The sequence below is a fragment of the Aeromonas sp. FDAARGOS 1419 genome, from assembly GCF_019047045.1.
Classification (GTDB): domain Bacteria; phylum Pseudomonadota; class Gammaproteobacteria; order Enterobacterales; family Aeromonadaceae; genus Aeromonas; species Aeromonas veronii.
The window spans coordinates 480,739-500,180 of sequence record NZ_CP077209.1 but is presented as its reverse complement, the minus strand read 5'-3'; the positions used below and the strand labels follow the sequence as shown (position 1 = coordinate 500,180).

At 58.0% G+C, this 19,442-nt stretch carries 18 protein-coding genes; 6 read left to right on the top strand and 12 right to left on the bottom strand.

Annotation, left to right across the window (positions count from 1 at the left end):
- The first annotated feature begins 254 nt into the window (after positions 1 to 254).
- Together serA and I6L49_RS02175 are read left to right on the top strand one after the other, a co-directional pair.
- Positions 255 to 1,487 carry a phosphoglycerate dehydrogenase gene (gene serA / locus I6L49_RS02180; protein WP_005337639.1) on the top strand — a complete coding sequence of 411 codons (1,233 nt, stop codon included), beginning with the start codon at positions 255 to 257 and terminating at the stop codon, positions 1,485 to 1,487.
- 111 nt (positions 1,488 to 1,598) lie between these two features.
- Positions 1,599 to 2,818, top strand: a protein-coding gene (locus I6L49_RS02175; protein WP_216950496.1) for an IS3 family transposase whose coding sequence is annotated in 2 segments (ribosomal slippage) — positions 1,599 to 1,947 and positions 1,947 to 2,818 — 1,221 coding nt in all. Because the reading frame shifts where the segments join, the coding sequence is not laid out codon by codon here.
- Between the two features lie 75 nt (positions 2,819 to 2,893).
- Here I6L49_RS02175 and I6L49_RS02170 read toward each other — a convergent pair.
- The gene (locus I6L49_RS02170) at positions 2,894 to 3,274 is read right to left on the bottom strand and encodes a diacylglycerol kinase (RefSeq protein WP_005337641.1); all 381 of its coding nucleotides are present in this window, start codon (positions 3,272 to 3,274) and stop codon (positions 2,894 to 2,896) included.
- A gap of 144 nt (positions 3,275 to 3,418) precedes the next feature.
- On the opposite strand from I6L49_RS02170, the gene I6L49_RS02165 reads away from it, so the two are divergent.
- Positions 3,419 to 4,480 carry a 3-deoxy-7-phosphoheptulonate synthase gene (locus I6L49_RS02165; RefSeq protein ID WP_064336455.1) on the top strand — a complete coding sequence of 354 codons (1,062 nt, stop codon included), beginning with the start codon at positions 3,419 to 3,421 and terminating at the stop codon, positions 4,478 to 4,480.
- A 116-nt stretch (positions 4,481 to 4,596) separates the two neighbouring features.
- Here the strand turns inward: I6L49_RS02165 and I6L49_RS02160 are convergent, their stop codons facing one another.
- The 3 genes from I6L49_RS02160 to I6L49_RS02150 form a co-directional block, all read right to left on the bottom strand.
- Positions 4,597 to 5,394 (bottom strand): ATP-binding cassette domain-containing protein, encoded by a 798-nt coding sequence (locus tag I6L49_RS02160; RefSeq protein ID WP_216951571.1) that lies wholly within the window; start codon positions 5,392 to 5,394, stop codon positions 4,597 to 4,599.
- A 65-nt stretch (positions 5,395 to 5,459) separates the two neighbouring features.
- Positions 5,460 to 6,467 carry a vitamin B12 ABC transporter permease BtuC gene (gene btuC, locus I6L49_RS02155; RefSeq protein ID WP_216950495.1) on the bottom strand — a complete coding sequence of 336 codons (1,008 nt, stop codon included), beginning with the start codon at positions 6,465 to 6,467 and terminating at the stop codon, positions 5,460 to 5,462.
- Positions 6,468 to 6,564: 97 nt separating this feature from the next.
- Positions 6,565 to 7,296, bottom strand: a complete 732-nt coding sequence (locus tag I6L49_RS02150; RefSeq protein WP_216950494.1) for an ABC transporter substrate-binding protein — start codon at positions 7,294 to 7,296, stop codon at positions 6,565 to 6,567.
- Positions 7,297 to 7,408: 112 nt separating this feature from the next.
- Here I6L49_RS02150 and I6L49_RS02145 point away from each other — a divergent pair, with 112 nt between their 5' ends.
- Both I6L49_RS02145 and tapW read left to right on the top strand, forming a co-directional pair.
- Positions 7,409 to 7,765, top strand: a complete 357-nt coding sequence (locus tag I6L49_RS02145) for a DMT family protein (protein ID WP_005337656.1) — start codon at positions 7,409 to 7,411, stop codon at positions 7,763 to 7,765.
- 58 nt (positions 7,766 to 7,823) lie between these two features.
- Positions 7,824 to 8,963, top strand: coding sequence for a type IVa pilus ATPase TapW (gene tapW / locus I6L49_RS02140; RefSeq protein WP_005353124.1), 1,140 nt, complete (start codon positions 7,824 to 7,826; stop codon positions 8,961 to 8,963).
- A 93-nt stretch (positions 8,964 to 9,056) separates the two neighbouring features.
- Here tapW and I6L49_RS02135 read toward each other — a convergent pair whose 3' ends face one another.
- A complete protein-coding gene (locus I6L49_RS02135) occupies positions 9,057 to 9,506 on the bottom strand; it encodes an isoprenylcysteine carboxylmethyltransferase family protein (RefSeq protein WP_216950493.1) in 450 nt (149 codons plus the stop codon).
- A 173-nt stretch (positions 9,507 to 9,679) separates the two neighbouring features.
- Here I6L49_RS02135 and alr point away from each other — a divergent pair, with 173 nt between their 5' ends.
- The gene (gene alr, locus I6L49_RS02130; RefSeq protein WP_216950492.1) at positions 9,680 to 10,906 is read left to right on the top strand and encodes an alanine racemase; all 1,227 of its coding nucleotides are present in this window, start codon (positions 9,680 to 9,682) and stop codon (positions 10,904 to 10,906) included.
- Between the two features lie 64 nt (positions 10,907 to 10,970).
- Here alr and I6L49_RS02125 read toward each other — a convergent pair whose 3' ends face one another.
- The 7 genes from I6L49_RS02125 to I6L49_RS02095 all read right to left on the bottom strand — a co-directional run bounded on the left by I6L49_RS02125 (position 10,971) and on the right by I6L49_RS02095 (position 18,728).
- The gene (locus I6L49_RS02125; protein ID WP_005361606.1) at positions 10,971 to 11,915 is read right to left on the bottom strand and encodes a TerC family protein; all 945 of its coding nucleotides are present in this window, start codon (positions 11,913 to 11,915) and stop codon (positions 10,971 to 10,973) included.
- Between the two features lie 302 nt (positions 11,916 to 12,217).
- The gene (gene oppF, locus I6L49_RS02120) at positions 12,218 to 13,213 is read right to left on the bottom strand and encodes a murein tripeptide/oligopeptide ABC transporter ATP binding protein OppF (protein WP_005337666.1); all 996 of its coding nucleotides are present in this window, start codon (positions 13,211 to 13,213) and stop codon (positions 12,218 to 12,220) included.
- Positions 13,214 to 14,194 carry an ABC transporter ATP-binding protein gene (locus I6L49_RS02115; RefSeq protein ID WP_005337668.1) on the bottom strand — a complete coding sequence of 327 codons (981 nt, stop codon included), beginning with the start codon at positions 14,192 to 14,194 and terminating at the stop codon, positions 13,214 to 13,216.
- A 54-nt stretch (positions 14,195 to 14,248) separates the two neighbouring features.
- A complete protein-coding gene (gene oppC, locus I6L49_RS02110) occupies positions 14,249 to 15,160 on the bottom strand; it encodes an oligopeptide ABC transporter permease OppC (RefSeq protein ID WP_019446650.1) in 912 nt (303 codons plus the stop codon).
- 14 nt (positions 15,161 to 15,174) lie between these two features.
- Complete coding sequence (gene oppB / locus I6L49_RS02105) at positions 15,175 to 16,095, bottom strand: oligopeptide ABC transporter permease OppB (protein ID WP_005337672.1); 921 nt, start codon at positions 16,093 to 16,095, stop codon at positions 15,175 to 15,177.
- A 98-nt stretch (positions 16,096 to 16,193) separates the two neighbouring features.
- Positions 16,194 to 17,813 (bottom strand): ABC transporter substrate-binding protein, encoded by a 1,620-nt coding sequence (locus tag I6L49_RS02100; protein ID WP_216950491.1) that lies wholly within the window; start codon positions 17,811 to 17,813, stop codon positions 16,194 to 16,196.
- 279 nt (positions 17,814 to 18,092) lie between these two features.
- The gene (locus I6L49_RS02095; protein ID WP_005337678.1) at positions 18,093 to 18,728 is read right to left on the bottom strand and encodes a YchE family NAAT transporter; all 636 of its coding nucleotides are present in this window, start codon (positions 18,726 to 18,728) and stop codon (positions 18,093 to 18,095) included.
- Between the last annotated feature and the right edge of the window lie 714 nt (positions 18,729 to 19,442).

The window sequence follows — 19,442 nt, the reverse complement described above, 5'->3', positions numbered from 1 at the left end:
CAGCAGCGGCGTTGATTGAGCCCCGGGATGGGATATGACCCAAACATTGCACTGTGAATAAATGACGGCGCCTGATGGCGCCGTTTTTATTTATCCCTCAACAAGTTGCATACGGATGTTTACAACATTCGTTGATAACTTCAAAGAATTTGACTTTCGTCACAAATATTCCCTCTCCCAAACGTTTTTGCTACTTTACGGTTTTCTTCGCACACCAAATCTGCACTTACGTTTGCACATACAGAGGGATCGTCATGACTGCCAAGTTTTCGTTGGACAAGGATAAAATCAAGGTTCTGCTGCTGGAGGGGGTTCACCCCAACACCGTAGAGACCTTTCGTGCCGCAGGTTACACCAGTGTGGAGTATCTCAAGACCTCGCTCTCCGAAGAGGAGCTGATCGAGCAGATCCGCGACGTCCATTTCATCGGGCTGCGCTCCCGCACCCAGATCACCGAGAAAGTCCTCGACGCCGCCAACAAGCTGGTCGCCATCGGCTGCTTCTGCATCGGTACCAACCAGGTCGAGCTGGAAGCGGCCCAGATCCGCGGTATTCCGGTCTTCAACGCCCCCTTCTCCAACACCCGTTCGGTCGCCGAGCTGGTACTGGGCGAGATCCTGCTGCTGCTGCGCGGCATCCCCGAGAAGAACGCCAAGTGCCATCGCGGCGTGTGGGAAAAACTGGCCAATCGCTCGGTGGAAGCGCGCGGCAAGAAGCTCGGCATCATCGGCTACGGCCACATCGGTACCCAGCTTGGCATCATCGCCGAGAGCATCGGCATGAAGGTTTATTACTACGATATCGAGAACAAGCTCTCGCTGGGCAACGCCATTCAGGTGCCGAGCATGGTCGAGCTGCTCAATATGTCTGACGTCATCAGCCTGCACGTGCCGGAGACCGCCTCCACCAAGAACATGATCGGTGCCGAGCAGCTGCGGATGATGAAACCGGGCGCCATCTTCATCAACGCCGCCCGCGGTACCGTGGTGGATATCGATGCGCTGGCTGACGTCATCAAGAGCGGCCATATCGCCGGCGCCGCCATCGACGTCTTCCCGGTCGAGCCCAAGTCCAATGACGAGGAGTTCCAAAGCCCGCTGCGTGGGCTGGAGAACGTGATCCTGACCCCGCACATCGGTGGCACCACCCATGAGGCGCAGGAGAACATCGGGCTGGAAGTAGCCAACAAGCTGGTCAAATACTCCGACAACGGCTCCACCCTCTCCGCCGTCAACTTCCCGGAAGTGTCGCTGCCGGGCCACAAGGGCTCCAGCCGCCTGCTGCACATTCACCGCAACCAGCCGGGCGTGATGAACCAGATCAACCAGATCTTCGCCGAAGAGGGGATCAACATCGCCGGTCAATACCTGCAGACCAGCAGCCATATCGGTTACGTGGTGATCGACGTGGAGACCGAGCACAGCGAGAAGGCGCTCGCCAAACTCAAGGAGATCAACGGCACCATCCGCGCCCGCATCCTCCACTGATAGACCCTTATCTGCGCAGCAAAAAGCCCGTCGTGATGACGGGCTTTTTTATGAAGCATGTCCCGTCCTGAATATGGTTTACACCTTTCCCCCCAATAAATGGAGAACCCGATGGGACAAGGTGTGAAACGGACACAGCGCGATTACTCGCTGACTTTTAAACTGGCACTGGTCGAGCAGATTGAAAAAGGCGAGCTCACCTACAAACAGGCTCAGGTGCGTTATGGCATTCAGGGCCGCTCCACCGTTCTGGTATGGTTGCGTAAACATGGTCGGCAAGATTGGAGCCAGGGGGCTTCTGTGCGCGCCGGCAGGAGCATCACCATGCCTGACCCCGACAACCAGACGCCCGAACAGCGCATCAAGGAACTTGAGCAACAGCTGGCGCTGATGAGCCAGAAGGCCCAGTTCTTTGAGGCCGTCGTCGATGTACTGAAGAATGACTACGGCGTCTCCATCGTAAAAAAGCGACCCGGCAAGTCCTCTCGCAGCGGCAAGTCGAGAAGCTGACCATCGTCAGGGCTTGCCTGTTTCTGGGGATAAGCCGGCAGGCTTACTACAAGCGCAATCGGGTCGCCGACGAGCGCCATGCACAGGGATTGCAGGTGGTGCGCTTCGTGCGTCAGGTTCGACTGCGACAACCGCGGGTCGGCACCCGCAAGCTGCATTATCTGCTGCAGGGTCAGGATGATGACGGGCTCAAGGTCGGGCGGGACAGGCTGTTTCGGATATTGACCGAGCACCGCCTGCTGGTGCTGCCCAGGCGTGCGTATCACAAGACCACCCACAGTTTTCACCGTTTCTACCGTCATCCCAACTTGCTCAAGGCGGGGCAAGAGCAGGTCACTCCGGTGGCCCCGGAGCAGGTCTGGGTCGCAGATATCACCTATCTGCCAGCCAGGAGCGGGCCGCTGTACCTGAGCCTGATGACGGATGCCTACTCACGCAAGATAGTGGGCCATCACGTGCACGAAGGGATGCACGCGGAGTCGGTGGCGATGGCGTTCAAGAAAGCACTGAAGCAACGGCGTGGCGACGGTGAACTCATCCATCACTCAGACCGCGGCGTGCAGTATTGCTCGGGACTGTATCAGTCATTACATGAACGGTACGGGGTGAAATGCTCGATGACGGATGGGTATGACTGTTACCAGAATGCGTTGGCGGAGCGGGTGAACGGGATTTTGAAAGGAGAGTTATTGTTGCAAAGCCCGCAGGATTTGACGCAAGCGCGGGAAATGGTGCGTGAAGCTGTGGATATTTACAACGAGGAGCGGCCGCATCATGCGTTGAAATACAGAACCCCCGATGCGGTACATAGGGGGTTCTGAGTAGAGAAATGCTAGTTGAAAATGTGTAAACCTATTTCAGGACTAGACAGCAGAACCTAAAGGCAGCGTAGTGGCTTACCACCACCCCAACAGGTTGCGGCCCACCAGCGCCCCCCATACCAGGGCGTTCAGGGCCAGCGCGATAAAGACGGCGGCGGAGCCCAAATCCTTGGCGCGACCGGAGAGCTCATGATGCTCGGAGCCAACCCTGTCTACCACAGCTTCAATGGCAGAGTTGAGGATCTCGACGATCACCACCAGCCAGCTGATGACGATAAGCAGCAGGATCTGGTTGAGGGAATCCCCCAGCCAGAAGGCCAGCGGCATCAGCAACAGGATCAGCATCAGCTCCTGCCGAAAAGCCGCCTCGTTAATCCAGGCTGACTTGAGCCCCTTCATGCTGTAACCGGTTGCGTTGATGATGCGGGTGACCCCGGTTGCCCCTGGCTTTGCCACGCTATCTACCTCATTTGGAATCGATTTTGGCCTCACATCCTATCAGAGCCCCCCAAGGTTTCAATCAGGGGACTTTTGCTTTATTTTATCTCTTTGCTTTTTCGCCCCTTGCGGCTGACACCACCCACTCGAGACTTGAGTTGTATGTCCATTCACACAGATGAATTGCGCACCCGTCGCCTGGAGTCACTGATCACTCCGAGCGAGCTTGCACACGCGTTTCCGATCACCGATACCATTGCCCAGAATCTGCTGGATGCCCGTCGCGAAGTGGAAGCCATTCTGGCCGGAGACGATCAGCGCCTGCTGGTCATTGTCGGCCCCTGCTCTATCCATGATCCCGCTGCTGCTCGCGAGTATGCCCAGCGCCTCAACGCCCTGCGCGAGCAGTATAAAGAGAGCCTCTGCATCGTGATGCGCACCTATTTCGAGAAGCCGCGCACCATCGTCGGCTGGAAAGGGCTGATCAACGATCCGCGCCTCGATGGCAGCTTCGATGTCAACGAAGGGCTGAAACTGGCGCGCAAACTGCTGGTCGACATCAACGAGATCGGCATGCCCACTGCCACCGAATTCCTCGATATGGTGACCGGCCAGTATATTGCCGACCTCATCACCTGGGGCGCCATCGGCGCACGTACCACTGAATCCCAGGTACACCGCGAGATGGCTTCGGCCCTCTCCTGCCCGGTCGGCTTCAAAAACGGCACCGACGGCAATACCCGCATCGCCATCGATGCGGTGCGCGCCGCCCGTCACAGCCACATCTTCTATTCGCCGGACAAGGACGGCAAGATGACCATCTACCGCACCGCCGGTAACCCCTTTGGTCATGTGATCCTGCGTGGCGGCCACCGACCCAACTACGACACCGCCAGTGTCGATGAAGCCTGTGAAGCGTTGGCCGATGTGGGCCTGCCGGAGCGTCTGGTGGTCGATTTCAGCCACGGCAACAGCATGAAGGATCACCGCCGTCAGCTGCTGGTGGCGCAAGATATCTGCGATCAACTGCGCCGCGGCCGTACCGGCATCGCCGGCATCATGGCCGAGAGCTTCCTGGTGGAAGGGCGTCAGGATGTGGAGAACGGCTGCGCCGCCACCTTCGGCCAGAGCATCACCGATGCCTGCCTGTCATGGAGCGACACCGAAACCCTGCTGGCGATGCTGGCAGAGGCGGCGCAGGTGCGCCTGAGCAAACAGGCTTGAACTGCGAATAAAACCAAAGGGGCCAGTATTTTTGATACCGGCCCCTTCTTCTTGCCGTCGGCCGATTACGCTTCGCTAATCGACCCTACATGCGCCCTCTTTCCTGTACACCCTACTTACAAACTGGGCATAAACCACACGCGCCCCGCAGCTTCGATGCGGTCGGTGCGGATCTGGAATACCTGCGCCAGCAGCGCCTCATCCACCAGCTCGACACCCCCTTCGCGCACCACCGCGCCCCCTTGCAGGCAGAGAATGCGGTCGGCCCAGTCGATGGCCAGATTGATATCGTGGATGGCGAGCACCACCAGCAAGCCCTGAGCGGCCAGGGTTTTCAGCAACCGCAATAGCGCCAGCTGGTGATGCAGGTCGAGCCCCGCCAGCGGCTCGTCCAGCAGCAGCACCTTGCCGGTCGGATTGAGGCTCGGCCACACCTGCAGCAGGGTGCGGGCAATCAGCACCCGCTGCTGCTCGCCCCCCGACAACCGGCTGAAGTCCCGGGCCAGCAAAGCTTCCAGCTCCAATGCCTCGCACAATGCATTTATCGCCTCGTTCTGTCTGGCAGGTGCAACCATCTCATCAAGCCCCAGGCTCAATACCTGAAACACCGGAATATGAAACAGCTGGGGCTGACGTTGGGGCAGCATGGCGCGCCGTTTGGCAAGCTCGGGCCAACTCAGGTCAGTAAGCACTTCCCCCCCCAGCAGCACTGTGCCATCGGCGGGTAAAATCCCCGCCAGCGCCCCGAGCAGGGTCGACTTGCCACTGCCATTGGGTCCAAGCAGCGCCACCAGCTGGCCGCCATGCCAGCGAAGATCGAGGGGAGAGAGCCGTCCGGCAATGGCGAGTGCGCGTGCTTCCAGCAGCGGCGCAGCAGCACGAGAAGAAACCGGCATGGGATCAGCGGGTGACATCGGCATCTTGCCTCAACAACGGGTAAATAAGGAGACTGCGCGCCCCGACCAAATCATGCAGATATTCATGCAGCACCATCGGCAGTTTGCCTCAATAGCAGGTAGATAAAGAGCGGCGCCCCCACCGAGGCGGTGATGACGCCGATAGGCAACTCCCCCGCGCTCAGGGTGGATCGAGCAACCAGATCGGCCGCCAGCAGCAGGGCCCCGCCGCCAAGCGCCGAGGCAGGCAGCAGAAAGCGCTGATCGCAGCCACCGCAGAGCCGCAGCAGATGGGGCACCACCAACCCGACAAAACCGATGACACCACACAACGACACCGCCACACCGGTCAGCAGACAGACCGCCAGCACCAACCGCACCCGCATCCTGTCGACATCCATCCCCATCAGGCGGGCCTGAGTCTCCCCCAGCAGCAACTGTTGCAGCGCCTTGCCCTGCCAGCAGAGCCAGCCCAGGGTGAGCGGCAGCACCAGCCACCACCAGGCAAACTGCTGGCTGCCGTAAGAGAGGCTACCCATCATCCAGAACATGAATTCACGCAAGGAACCATCGTCGGCAAAGTACATCAACCAGGTCATGGCGGCATTGGTAAGAATACCGATAGCGACGCCAAACAACAGCAAGCGGGCATGGCCGAGACGCGCCCGGCGAGCCAGCCGAATGAGCAGCATGGTCACCAGCAGGGCGCCACCAAAGGCCGCCAGCGACAGCCCCCAGCCGGGCAGATAGAGGCCGAGGGACTTGGCCACCGCCATCGCCACCATGGCGGCAAGGCCAGCCCCGCTCGAGACACCAAGCAGCCCGGGTTCGGCCACCGGGTTGTGCAGCATCACCTGCAACACGGCGCCGCCACAAGCAAGGGCTGCGCCAGCCAATAGGGCCAGCAAGGCACGCGGCAGACGCAGCTCCAGCAGGATGCGCAGTTCGAGATCGCCAAGGGGATGCCAGGGCAGCAGCACAAACTCGCCCCAGACGAGGGAGAAGAGAAACAGCAGCAGGGTCAGCAGCGTCAGGCCACAGAGCCAGCGCCGCTGCCAGCGCTGCTGGCGGGCGATAAGGGAGAGGTACAAGGATGATCCCCGAATAACAAGGCTTCATCCCCGGCCCTGTCGCAGCGCCGGGGGGAAGCAGGAAAAGGGCATGATAACAGTGGCTTGCCACCCAAGGTCAAGGCTGGTAACGCTTGGCCATCACCCTTATCTCGCCGCTGGCCACCAGATTTTGCAGCGCCACCAGCAAGGGCTGGCGCAGCGACTGGTGAGGTGAGTGCTTGCTCATTCCCAGATAGAGGGTCACCGGCGTGGCGGGGCGGTAGTCCGCCTTGCCTATCCGGCTGGCATTTCCCTGACTCAGGGCATAGTCCACCTGACAGTCAGTGCCAATCATCAGCGGCAGGTGACCGCGCTGCACCATGCGCAGCAGCTGATCTTCGGTGGGTACTCCGTGCTTGTCGAGGCGGCTGTCACTGCTGAAGGGCTCAAAGTAGGCGGAGTTGAGCACATAGCCCACCTTCACCCCCTGCAGATCGCGGTATTGGTGGATCCGGGCCACATTGACCGGCTGACCATAAAACGCGGGCCAGCACTGGTAGTAGGCAGGCTGCAGATAGTCGATGAACTGCGCCCGCTCGGCGGTATAGGCGAGGCCAATCATCAGATCGACCTGGCCGGTCTGCATCTGCTTGAGCGCCCTGCCCCACGGCATCCGCCGTACCTGCAACTCAATGCCGCTCGCCTGTTGCAACCGGCGTAGGATGTCCATGTCGAGCCCCTGCAACCGGCCATCCGCTTGCAGGATGCGAAATGGCGGCCACAGATCGGTGGCCACCGTCAGCGTCGGGGCCGCACGCACCGGCATGGCAAATAACAGTAACAACACTATCCCGCATAACTTGCCCATCCCGTCGCATACCTCGCACGGCTTATCCTGTTGGTTAAAAATACCCTCCCGCACCACGTATGAAAACCCGTGGTTCAGGGATAAAATGCGCCGGATTTTCAAGGAGAACCCTATGAACCCGATTTTCACCAGTATCGGTCTGCTGCTCTGCAGCAACGTCTTTATGACCTTCGCCTGGTACGCTCACCTCAAGAGCATGAACCACAAACCCTGGATCATTGCCGCCCTGGTGAGCTGGGGGATCGCCCTGTTCGAATACCTGCTGCAAGTGCCCGCCAACCGCATCGGTCACACCGTGATGAGCGTGGGCCAGCTGAAAATCTTGCAAGAAGTGATCACACTCACCGTATTCGTCCCCTTCTCTATCTTCTATCTCAAGGAAGATCTGAAATGGGACTATCTCTGGGCAGGGCTCTGCATTCTCGGTGCGGTCTTTTTTGTCTTTCGCGAGAAACTGACCGGCGCCTGAGGCTGTACACTCAATATCATCCCGCTCATGGCATCTCATTGATCGACGAGGCAAAAAAATGGAATTGCGAGACATGTTACAGATCCTGGCCAAGCAGGATGGCTCAGACCTCTATCTGTCGACCGGCGCGCCCCCCTGCGCCAAGTTTAACGGCGGCCTGCGCCCCCTCAACGAAACGCCGCTGGAACCGGGGGAAGTGGCGCGGATCGCCGCCGAGATCATGGATGGCGAGCAGAAGCAGCAGTTCGAGAAGGATCTGGAGATGAACCTCGCCATCTCCCTGCCCCAGATCGGCCGCTTTCGGGTCAACATCTTCAAGCAGCGCAACGAAGTCTCTCTGGTGGCCCGCAACATCAAGACCGAAATCCCCCGCTTTGAAGATCTCAAACTCCCGCCTGTGCTGCTCGACACCATCATGGAGAAACGCGGTCTGGTGCTGTTTGTCGGCGGTACCGGCTCGGGTAAATCCACTTCGCTGGCAGCGCTTATCGACCATCGCAACCGCAACAGCGGTGGCCACATCATTACCATCGAGGATCCGGTGGAGTTCGTTCATCGCCACCGCAAGAGTATCATCAATCAGCGGGAGGTTGGTGTGGATACCCGCAGCTTCCACGCAGCCCTGAAAAACACCCTGCGTCAGGCGCCGGACGTCATTCTTATCGGCGAGATCCGCGATCGCGAGACCATGGAACATGCGCTGGCCTTCTCCGAAACCGGCCACCTTGCCATCTCCACCCTGCACGCCAACAACGCCAACCAGGCGCTGGATCGCATCATCAACTTCTTCCCCGAGGAGCGCCGCCCCCAGCTGCTCAACGATCTGGGCAACAACCTCAAGGCTTTTGTCTCCCAGCGGCTGGTGAAAACCACCGATGGCGGCCGCCGGGCCGCAGTGGAGATCATGCTTGGCACCCACACCATCCGCGACATGATCAAGCGCGGTGAATTTGGCGGCCTCAAAGAGGTGATGGAGAAATCCAAGGCCCTCGGCATGGTTACCTTCGACAGTGCCCTGTTTGATCTGGTGGTGGAAGGGGTAATTGAGGAAGAAGAGGCGGTGAAAAACGCCGACTCGGCCAACAACCTCCGCCTCAAGATCAAGCTGTGGAAGGAAAAGGGACAGATTGCCAGCAGCAGCGATGCCACCGGCTGGAGCCTCGAACCCACCAAGGACGAGAAGGGCGATTTTTTCTAACTAGCCCCTCGAGAACCCCGGGCCAGCCCGGGGTTCTCTTTATCCCGCACGGCTGACCCGACTTATCCCTCAGCTCACGCAGATCATAGCCAGTCAGCACCAACGGCGAACGCGCTGGCAATACGCCACATACTCGTCGCCGAAACGGGCGCGCAGCAGCCGCTCCTCCGGCATGATCTGAAAGCGAGTCAGCCAAGCCACCAGCACGATTGGCCCAACCCAGACCCAACTTCCACCGAGATAACAGCCCCAGGCGGCCAGCCAGCAGAGCAGCCCCAGATACATGGGATTGCGGCTGACACGATAGACGCCACAGGTCACCAGACGGCTGGTGTGCTGCGGCTTGGTGGGGCTGACCGTGGTCTGATGGTGACGAAATCGTTGCAGGGCCCCAAAGCCCATGATGGCCCCCGCCACGACCAGCACAGCCATCAGCGCCATTGCCCAGATGCCGGGCTGGCTCTCCCCTCTTAGCCACCACATGGCCCCGGAACAGAGCAGGAAGATCAGCGGTGGTGGCAAACGTAACTCAAGATTGACCATTTTCTTCCCCTGACGAGTGTCGGCCGAACCCGTGTTGCGGTAGACTCCCAACCAGTCAGCGCCTGTTGAGAGTGACAAAGATCATAATAATAACAACAAGTTGTGGTTAAACCACCACCAATGTGGCCGACCCCGTCCAAACTATCCAACGCGAACAACAAAAAGGAATCACCATGCACAAGAAAACTCTGCTGGCTACCCTGATCTTCGGCCTGCTCGCGGGCCAAGCCGTTGCGGCTCCCTATCTGCCCCTTGCGACGGATCATCGCAACGGCCAGGAGCAAACCGCCAGCAACGCCTGGTTGGAAGTGGATCTGGGCGCCTTTGAGCACAATATCCAGACCCTCAAGGATCTTCTCGGTGACAAGGGCCCGCAGATCTGCGCCATCATGAAGGCCGACGCTTACGGTCATGGCATCGACCTGCTGGTCCCCTCCGTGGTCAAGGCCAATATCCCCTGCATCGGCATCGCCAGCAACGAAGAGGCCCGCGTCGCCCGCGAGAAGGGCTTTACCGGCCGTCTGATGCGGGTGCGTGCTGCCACCCCGGACGAAGTGGAGCAGGCCCTGCCCTACAAGATGGAGGAGCTGATCGGCAGTCTGGTGAGTGCCCAGGGCATCGCCGATATCGCCCAGCGCCACCACACCACCATTCCGGTGCATATCGCGCTCAACTCCGCCGGCATGAGCCGCAACGGCATCGACCTGCGTCTGGCCGATGCCAAACAGGACGCGCTGGCTATGCTCAAGCTAAAGGGGATCACCCCGGTCGGCATCATGACCCACTTCCCCGTGGAGGAGAAAGAGGACGTCAAGATGGGACTGGCCCAGTTCAAACTGGACTCCCAGTGGCTGCTGGAAGCGGGTAAACTGGATCGCAGCAAGATCACCATCCACGCCGCCAACTCCTTCGCCACCCTGGCCGTGCCGGACGCCTACTTCGACATGGTGCGCCCGGGCGGCCTGCTCTACGGCGACTCCATCCCCTCCCACACCGAGTACAAGCGGGTGATGGCATTCAAGACCCAGGTCGCCTCGGTCAACCACTATGCCGCGGGCAACACCGTCGGTTATGACCGCACCTTTACCCTCAAGCGTGACTCCTGGCTCGCCAACCTGCCGCTGGGCTACTCCGATGGCTATCGCCGCGCCCTCAGCAACAAAGCCTATGTGCTGATCCAGGGTCAGAAGGTACCGGTGGTCGGCAAGACCTCCATGAACACCATCATGGTGGACGTGACCGACCTGAAAGGGGTGAAACCCGGTGACGAAGTGGTGCTGTTTGGCCGTCAGGGTGACGCCGAAGTGAAACAGGCGGATCTGGAGGAGTACAACGGCGCCCTGCTGGCGGACATGTACACCATCTGGGGCTACACCAACCCCAAGAAGATCAAACGCTGATCACGCGATATGAAAAAGGGCTCCCGCGGGAGCCCTTGTTGTTTGGTATTAAATGATATTGCGTTTAAGCGACCTTTTTACGGGTCACAAACAGACTCAGCCCCATGGATGCCAGCAGGATCAATGCAACTACGCCCAGTGCGATACCGGTCGGGATCTTGAAGATATCCAGCAGCAGCATCTTGACCCCGATAAACATCAGGATCAGCGCCAGACCGTATTTGAGCAGGGCGAAGCGATCAGCCACACCTGCCAGCAGGAAGTACATGGCACGCAGACCCATGATGGCGAAGATGTTGGAGGTCAGCACGATGAAGGGATCCGTGGTCACCGCGAAGATGGCCGGGATACTGTCCACCGCGAAGATGAGATCGCTCACCTCCACCAGAACCAGAATGAGCAGCAGCGGGGTGGCATAGCGCACACCGTCACGCCAGACGAAAAACTTCTCCCCTTCCAGGGTCTCGGTCACCTTGAAGCGACGGCGCATCCAGCCTAGCAGCGGATTGTTGGCCAAGTCAGGCTCCTTGTCGGCCGCCCACAACATCTTGGCACCGGTCAGCAGCAGGAAAGCGCCGAACAGGTAGAGGATCCAGTGGAACTGCTCGATAAGCCAGCTACCGGCGAACACCATACCGGCACGCATCACGATGGCACCCAGCACCCCGTAGAGCAGCACCCGGCGCTGCAGCTCGGCCGGAATGGCAAAGTAGCCGAACAGCATCAGCCAGACGAAGACGTTGTCCACTGCCAGCGCTTTCTCGATGAGGTAGCCGGTAAGGAACTCCAGTCCCTTCTGGTTGGCGATTTCACGGCCCGCGCTGTGATCCAGCCAGAGCCAGATAGCCAGGTTGAAGAGCAGGGCCACGCTGACCCAGATGAGAGACCAGACACCCGCCTCTTTGAGGGACACCTTGTGTGACTTGCCGCCACCGACAAACCGTATGTCTATCCATAACAGGACCAGCACTATGCTGAAGAAACCGGTCCACATCCACCATTCACCCATGTTCACTTCTCCCAAAAACGACAAAACCCACGACCGAGAGGCGTGGGTTTGCGTTTGGAGCAGATACACCTTGCCTCTCGGCAAGGTCTCACTTACAGCTGATTTGCATCAACTGCCCGGCTGCCGGGTGCACTGCAGGAAATGGGTGCACCGTAATGACGACAAACCGGCGAGAAGTTACTCCCCTTGTTGCGCGGATAGTAGCAGCGGTAAAAGATAACGCCAAGAGGCATCTTCACTACCGCCAGAAATAAATCGGGGCCCCATCAAGGAGCCCCGCAAACAGGTTCAACACATCCCCATCAGAGCGGGTCGACCTTGAGGCAGGAGACCGCGTGATCGAAGTTCCCCTCCAGCACGGGGCGGGTCTTGGCACACTCGGGGCCAGCCACCGGGCAGCGGGTGCGGAACACGCAGCCTGACGGCGGATTCATTGGCGATGGCAAGTCCCCCTCCAGGATCTGGATCACCTTGTTGCGCTCCAACTCAGGGTCCGGGATCGGCACCGCTGACATCAGCGCCTTGGTGTAGGGGTGCAACGGGTTGGCGAAGATCTCCTTGCGGGTCCCCAACTCGACGGCGTTGCCCAGATACATCACCAGCACCCGATCGGAGATATGCTTGACCACCGACAGGTCGTGGGCGATGAAGATAAGCGACAGCCCCATCTCCTTTTGCAGGGATTTGAGCAGGTTGACCACCTGCGCCTGAATGGATACGTCAAGTGCCGAGACCGGCTCGTCGCAGATGATCATCTTGGGCTCGAGGATCAGCGCCCGGGCAATCCCGATCCGCTGGCACTGACCGCCGGAGAACTCGTGCGGGTAGCGGTTGACCAGGTTGGGCAAGAGCCCCACCTTGCTCATCATGGCGCGCACCTTCTCCTTCACCTCTTCCCGCGGCAGGTTGGGGTAGAAGGTGATGAGCGGCTCGGCGATGATGTCGCCAATGGTCATACGCGGGTTCAGAGAAGCCAGCGGGTCCTGGAAGATCATCTGGATCTCTTTGCGCTTCTCGCGCAGGGCATTCTGATCGAGCTTGGTGAGATCGTCACCCAGCCACACCACCTTGCCATCGGTGGCCGGTACCAGACCGATGATGGCGCGGGCAAAGGTCGATTTGCCGCAGCCGGACTCCCCCACCACACCGAGGGTTTCACCCTCATAGAGACGCAAGGTCACCCCATCGACCGCCTTGAGGTCGGACGGTTTGGCCCAGGGCCACGCCTTGCCACTCTTGATACTGAAGTGGACCTTGAGGTCAGACACTTCCAACAGCAATTTTTTGTCGGCACCCATTTAGTTGGCCCCCTTGTTCATGGCATCCGAAACCCAGTGACAAGCACGCTCCCGACCGTCGTTGAACGGGGTCAGGATCGGTGACTGCTGGCCGCAAATCTCGCTGACCCGGTGGCAACGCTCCTGGAAGGGGCAGCCGGTCGGCAGACGCAGCAGGTTGGGCGGATTGCCCGGGATGGTGGGCAGCACTTCCCCTTCGGTATCGAGACGAGGAATGGCGCGCAGCAGGCCTTCGGTGTAGGGGTGGCTCGGGCGATAGAAGATATCGTCTACCTTGCCGTACTCCATGGTACGACCGGCATACATCACCAGCACCTTGTTGCAGATACCGGCGACCACGCCAAGGTCATGGGTGATCATGATGATGGCAGTGTTGAACTCGCGCTTGAGCTCGTTCATCAGAGTCATGATCTGGGCCTGTACGGTCACGTCGAGTGCGGTAGTCGGTTCGTCGGCGATCAGCAGTTGCGGCCGGCAGAGCAGCGCCATGGCGATCATCACCCGCTGACGCATACCGCCGGAGAACTCGTGGGGATACATGCCCATCCGCTTGCGTGCTTCGGGAATTTTCACCGCATCGAGCATCCGTACCGACTCTTCGAACGCTTCCGCCTTGCTGACGCCCTTATGCAACATCAGCACTTCCATCAGCTGATCCTGCACCTTCATGTAGGGGTTGAGCGAGGTCATGGGGTCCTGGAAGATCATGGCGATCTTCTCGGAGCGGATCTTGTTGAGCTTGGACTCCGGCAGGTTGAGGATCTCCTCCCCCTGAAACTTGGCGGAGCCCGTAATAATGCCGTTTTTGGCCAGCAGCCCCATGATGGCAAAGGCCGTCTGGGATTTGCCGGAGCCGGACTCGCCGACGATCCCCAGGGTTTCACCCGCAGAGAGAGAAAAGTTGAGGTCGTTGACCGCCACCACATTGCCGTCCGGGGTCTTGAACTCGACCCGCAGATCTTTCACATCCAGTAACTTCATATAAAAACTCCTTATCGATCTTTCGTGATGCTTTCCTGTCGACCCGATGCTCGATTAACGATCTTTCGGATCGAGGGCGTCACGCAGACCATCCCCGAGGAAGTTGAAGCAAAACAGGGTCACCACCATAAAGCAGGCGGGGAACAGCAGTTGCCAGATGGCCACTTCCATCGACTTGGAGCCTTCATCCAGCAGGGCGCCCCAGCTGGTCATCGGTTCCTGAACACCAAGGCCCAGGAAACTCAGGAAGGATTCAAACATGATCATCCCCGGCACCAGCAAGGTGGCGTAAACGGCCACGATACCGAGTACGTTCGGTACGATGTGACGGGTGATGATCTTCCACTTGGAGACGCCACAGACGTGGGCTGCCTCGATAAACTCCTTGCTCTTGAGGCTGAGAGTCTGGCCGCGCACGATCCGCGCCATGTCGAGCCAGCTCACCGCCCCGATGGCGATAAAGATGAGCGCCAGATTGCGGCCAAAGAAGGTGACCAGCATGATGACAAAGAACATGAAGGGGAAGGCGTTGAGGATCTCCAGTACCCGCATCATCAGGCTGTCGACCCGCCCGCCGATAAAACCGGAGGCTGCGCCATACAAAGTACCGATGATGACCGCCACCATGGCGCCCATGATGCCGACCATCAGGGAGATGCGACCGCCCAGCAGGGTGCGCACGAACAGATCGCGCCCCAGACTGTCGGTTCCGAAGTAGTGACCCGCCTCCATATCCGGCGGCGACTGCATGGCGCCCCAGTCCGGATCGTCAAAGGTGTATTGGGACAGATGGGGGCCAAAGATGACCGCCAGACCGATGATGGTCAGAATGATCAGGCTGGTCAGGGCCGCCTTGTTGCGCAGGAAACGGCGACGGGCATCCTTCCACAGGGAGCGTCCCTCCACCACTTCCACTTTTTGCGCGAACGCCTCGATGGCATCGCGTTTTTCAGTTGAAACAACCATGATGAACTCCCGAATTAGTAACGGATCTTGGGATCGATAAAGGCGTAGAGAATATCGACCACAGCGTTAAAGGTGATGGTGAGGGCGCCGACCAGAATGGTCAGACCGAGCACCATGGAGTAATCACGGTTAAGGGCACCGTTGACGAACAGCTGACCGATCCCCGGCAGGCCGAAGATGGTCTCGATCACCACGGAACCTGTGATGATGCCGACAAAGGCCGGGCCCAGATAGGAGACCACCGGCAGCATGGCCGGACGCAGTGCGTGTTTCAGGATGATGTGGCGCAGCGGCAAACCCTTGGCACGGGCGGTACGGATGAAGTTGGAGTTCATGGTCTCGATCATGCTGCCCCGCATGATCCGCGAGATGGCAGAGATGTAGTACATCATCATGCCGAACACCGGCAGCACCATAAACTGGATGCCACCCCCCTGCCATCCACCGGCAGGGAACCAGCCAAGATGAATACTGAAGAACAGCACCAGCAAGGGCGCCAGCACAAAGCCCGGGATCACCACCCCGGCCATGGCCGACGACATCAGTAGATAGTCGATGATGGTGTTCTGTTTCAGTGCCGCTATGGTGCCGAAGGTGACCCCCAGCAGCACGGCGAAGAAGAAGGCCGTGGTCCCGATCTTGGCGGAAACAGGCAGCGCCTGACTCACCAGATCATTGACGGTGAAATCTTTGTATTTGAAAGAGGGGCCCAAATCACCCTGCACCAGGTTGCCCAGGTAGGTGAGATATTGCATGCCAATGGGTTTGTCGAGCCCGTATTTGGCCTCGATGTTGGCGATGACTTCGGGGGGCAGTGAACGCTCGCTGGTAAAGGGGTTACCCGGGGCGAAACGCATCATGAAGAAAGAGACGGTGATCAAGACCAGCAGAGTCGGGATCGCTTCCAATAGCCGTTTAAAAATGAATTTCAACATAGACATTTCCTGTCCTGTACTGCTTCCAAATGGTCGCGGTTGTAATAAAGGCCCGCCGTCCGGCGGGCCCTGCTTGTTATGCGACTTGTTGCTTTAAATCAGTGAGCAATGATGTACATATCTTTGCTGTAGAGGTTATCCAGCGGGTTGGCCGGATAGCCGCCGACATAGGGTTTGACCATACGGGCAGTCACGTACTGGTAGATGGGGGCGATCGGCATGTCCTTGGCCAGGATCTCTTCAGCCTGGACGTAGAGCTTGTTGCGGGCCGCCACATCAACCTGATCACGGGATGAATCCATCAGCTTGTCGAACTCCGGATTGGAGTACTTGCCGTCGTTGTTGCCGTGGGTGGTCTGCATCAGATCCAGCATGGAAGAGGCTTCGTTGTAGTCGGCGATCCAGCCGGCACGACCTACATCAAACTGACCCTGTTTCTTGGTTTCCAGGTAAGTTTTCCACTCCTGGTTGACCAGGCTCACCTGCACCCCCAGCTTCTTCCACATGGAGGCCACGGCCACAGCCACTTTCTTGTGGTTGTCATCGGTGTTATAGAGCAGCTCGAACTTCAGCGGCTTGCTGGCATCGAAACCGGCCTCTTGCAGCAGCGCCTTGGCCTTGGCATCACGCTCGGCCTGGGTCATCTTCGACCACTCGGGCGCTACCGGCTTGAAGCCATCGACGAAGTCCGGCACCAAGGTGTAACCGGGCGTCTGACCCTGCCCCATCACCTTGTCGGCGATCACGTCGCGATCGATGGCATAGGAGAGCGCAGTACGGACGCGCACATCGTCAAACGGCTTCTTCTTGACGTTGTACTGGTAGTAGTAAGTACCAACATAACCGGTCACTTTCAGCTCGTCCGGCTTCTCTTTCTTCATCTGCTTGAAGCGCTCGATGGGCATCTGATAGGTGATGTCCACTTCGCCCGCCAGATAGCGGCTCAGGTCAGCGTTGGTAGACTGGATGGGCAGATAGACCACCTTGTTGATGACGGTCTTGCCATCGTTCCAGTAGTGCTTGTTGCGCTCCACTTCGACGCGCTCGTTCACCACCCAGTTCTTCAGGGTATAGGCACCGTTGGATACCATATTTTCCGGCTGGGTCCACTTGTCACCGAACTTCTCGATCACCTTCTTCGGGACCGGATAGGTGGTGGTGTGGGAGAGCATGCTGACGAAGTAAGGGATCGCTTTCTCGAGCTGCACTTCGAAGGTGTAGTCGTCGGTCGCCTTCACGCCCAGCGTATCAGCCGGCTTTTTACCTGCGATGATCTCGGAGGCATTGGCAATGGTCGGGATCTCCAGATACCAGGAGTAAGGAGAGGCGGTTTTCGGATCAACGGCACGCTGGAAAGCAAAAACGAAATCGTGGGCAGTGACCGGGTCACCATTGGACCACTTGGCATCTTTGCGCAGGTGGAAGATGTAGTGCTTGTTATCCTTGGTTTCCCAGGATTCAGCCACAGCCGGGAGAATTTCCCCTTTCGGGCCGGAAGCAACGAGACCCTCGAACAGGTCGCGCAGGATATTGGATTCGACCGTTCCTTCGGTCTTGTGCGGGTCAAGGGTCGCAGGCTCGGAGCCGTTGCCTTTTACCAGTTGCTGGACTTCAGCCAGCTTGGTTCCCGCCGGGACATCGGCAGCCTGAGCCACATTGACGCCACCAAACAGTGCAGCCACCAGCAATGTGTTAATCATTGTTTTTTTATGAGTCATTTCCCTACTCCAACAAGAACATTCCATGCATTTTTTAAAGTGACGGGGTTAAAACCCGCTCCCAGCATAATTCCCTGCCAATTCTGATAATGCAATAGATATTGTCAGGGTAATCGTCATTTTCTGGTCAAAAAATCAGCCATCATGCGCTTTTTCAGTATTAAAACACCAGCATGGCGCTCATTTTTTACACAAACGACCGATTCTAGAAAAGACCGGGCAAAAAGCAACCAATAAAAAGCCGGTCACGAGGACCGGCTTTCATAAAGCGGAGCTGGCTCACATCAGGCTGGGGAAAACCCCCTTGATGCCGGCCACCATGATCTCGATACCCAGCGACATCATGATAAGACCCATGATACGGGTCACCACGTTGATGCCTGTGTTGCCCATGATCTTGAACAGCAGCGGCGCGGCGCGGAAGATGAGCCAGGAGCAGAAGGAGAAGACCACGACAACCACTGACATGCCGAGCAGCTGCTGCCAGTGGCTCTGGCTGGCATAGACAATCACCGAGGAGATGGCACCTGGGCCCGCCATCAGCGGCAGCGCCAGCGGTACCACGGCGATAGACTCGCGCACCGCCAGTTCGCCCTTTTCCTGTTTGTTGTGCTTTACCTCGCCCAGCTTGCCCTGCAGCATCGACCAGGCAATCAGGGTAATCAGCGACCCACCGGCGATCCGGAACGATGCCAGCGAGATGCCAAACCCATCGAGGATCAGCTGCCCCATATACATGGAGACCAGCAGGATCACCATCACCGCGATATTGGCGGTGGTATTGGTTTTCATCCGCTCGGCCTGGGTATGGTGGCTGGTCAGGCTGACAAACACCGGCAACAAACCAAGCGGGTTGATAATTGCGAACAAACCAACAAAAAACTTCAGATACAACGAGACGTCAATTGCTGCCATAGGCGCCTTCCAATAGAGTTTCGGGCCCAGCGGGCCAGTCCATTAATTTCGTGCGTAAATTTACATCATAGCCAGAGCGGGCACCAATCAAATAATCTCACCATTTTGAGGGTTTTTTAGTTAGTTCATCTAATGCATCAGCGCTAACTGGCATAAACCGATGCCAAAAACCCTTTCTACCGCCCGACACGCGCCAGAAAAGTGAGCGCAAGCCTGCTTAATCATGACCAGAGAGTCCGACGATGACAGACCGAATGACCAAGCGACTCGAGAGGATCCAGGCTTTGCCTTCCCACTATTTCAGGCCAGACATCACTTCATTGACTCGGCAAGAGAGCCACAATGCAAAAACCGGGAAAGGGGGCAGAAATGGCCCCCTCGGGGAATAAAGCGGATTAGTCATGGATTAAAACAACAATCATTTTTGCAACAAACGCTGGAATAAAGTGCGTTTGTCGGTGATTTTGAAACCAATTCACTCATATTTGCTAACCTATACCGCCAAAATAGCTCTGCAATCCTATGTTCGATTGCAATTAACCACTTGATAAATGTGGTTTATTACCCTGCATTAACAAGTCTCTCGCCTTTCCCTTTGATGCACATTCCGATAACATCAGTCAAACAAGGATTGTGAAATAAAATTTCTTTTGTTCTTTTGTTACACATGATCCAGATCAAGTTTTTCTGAGTCAGCCCCGCTCTATAATCGAC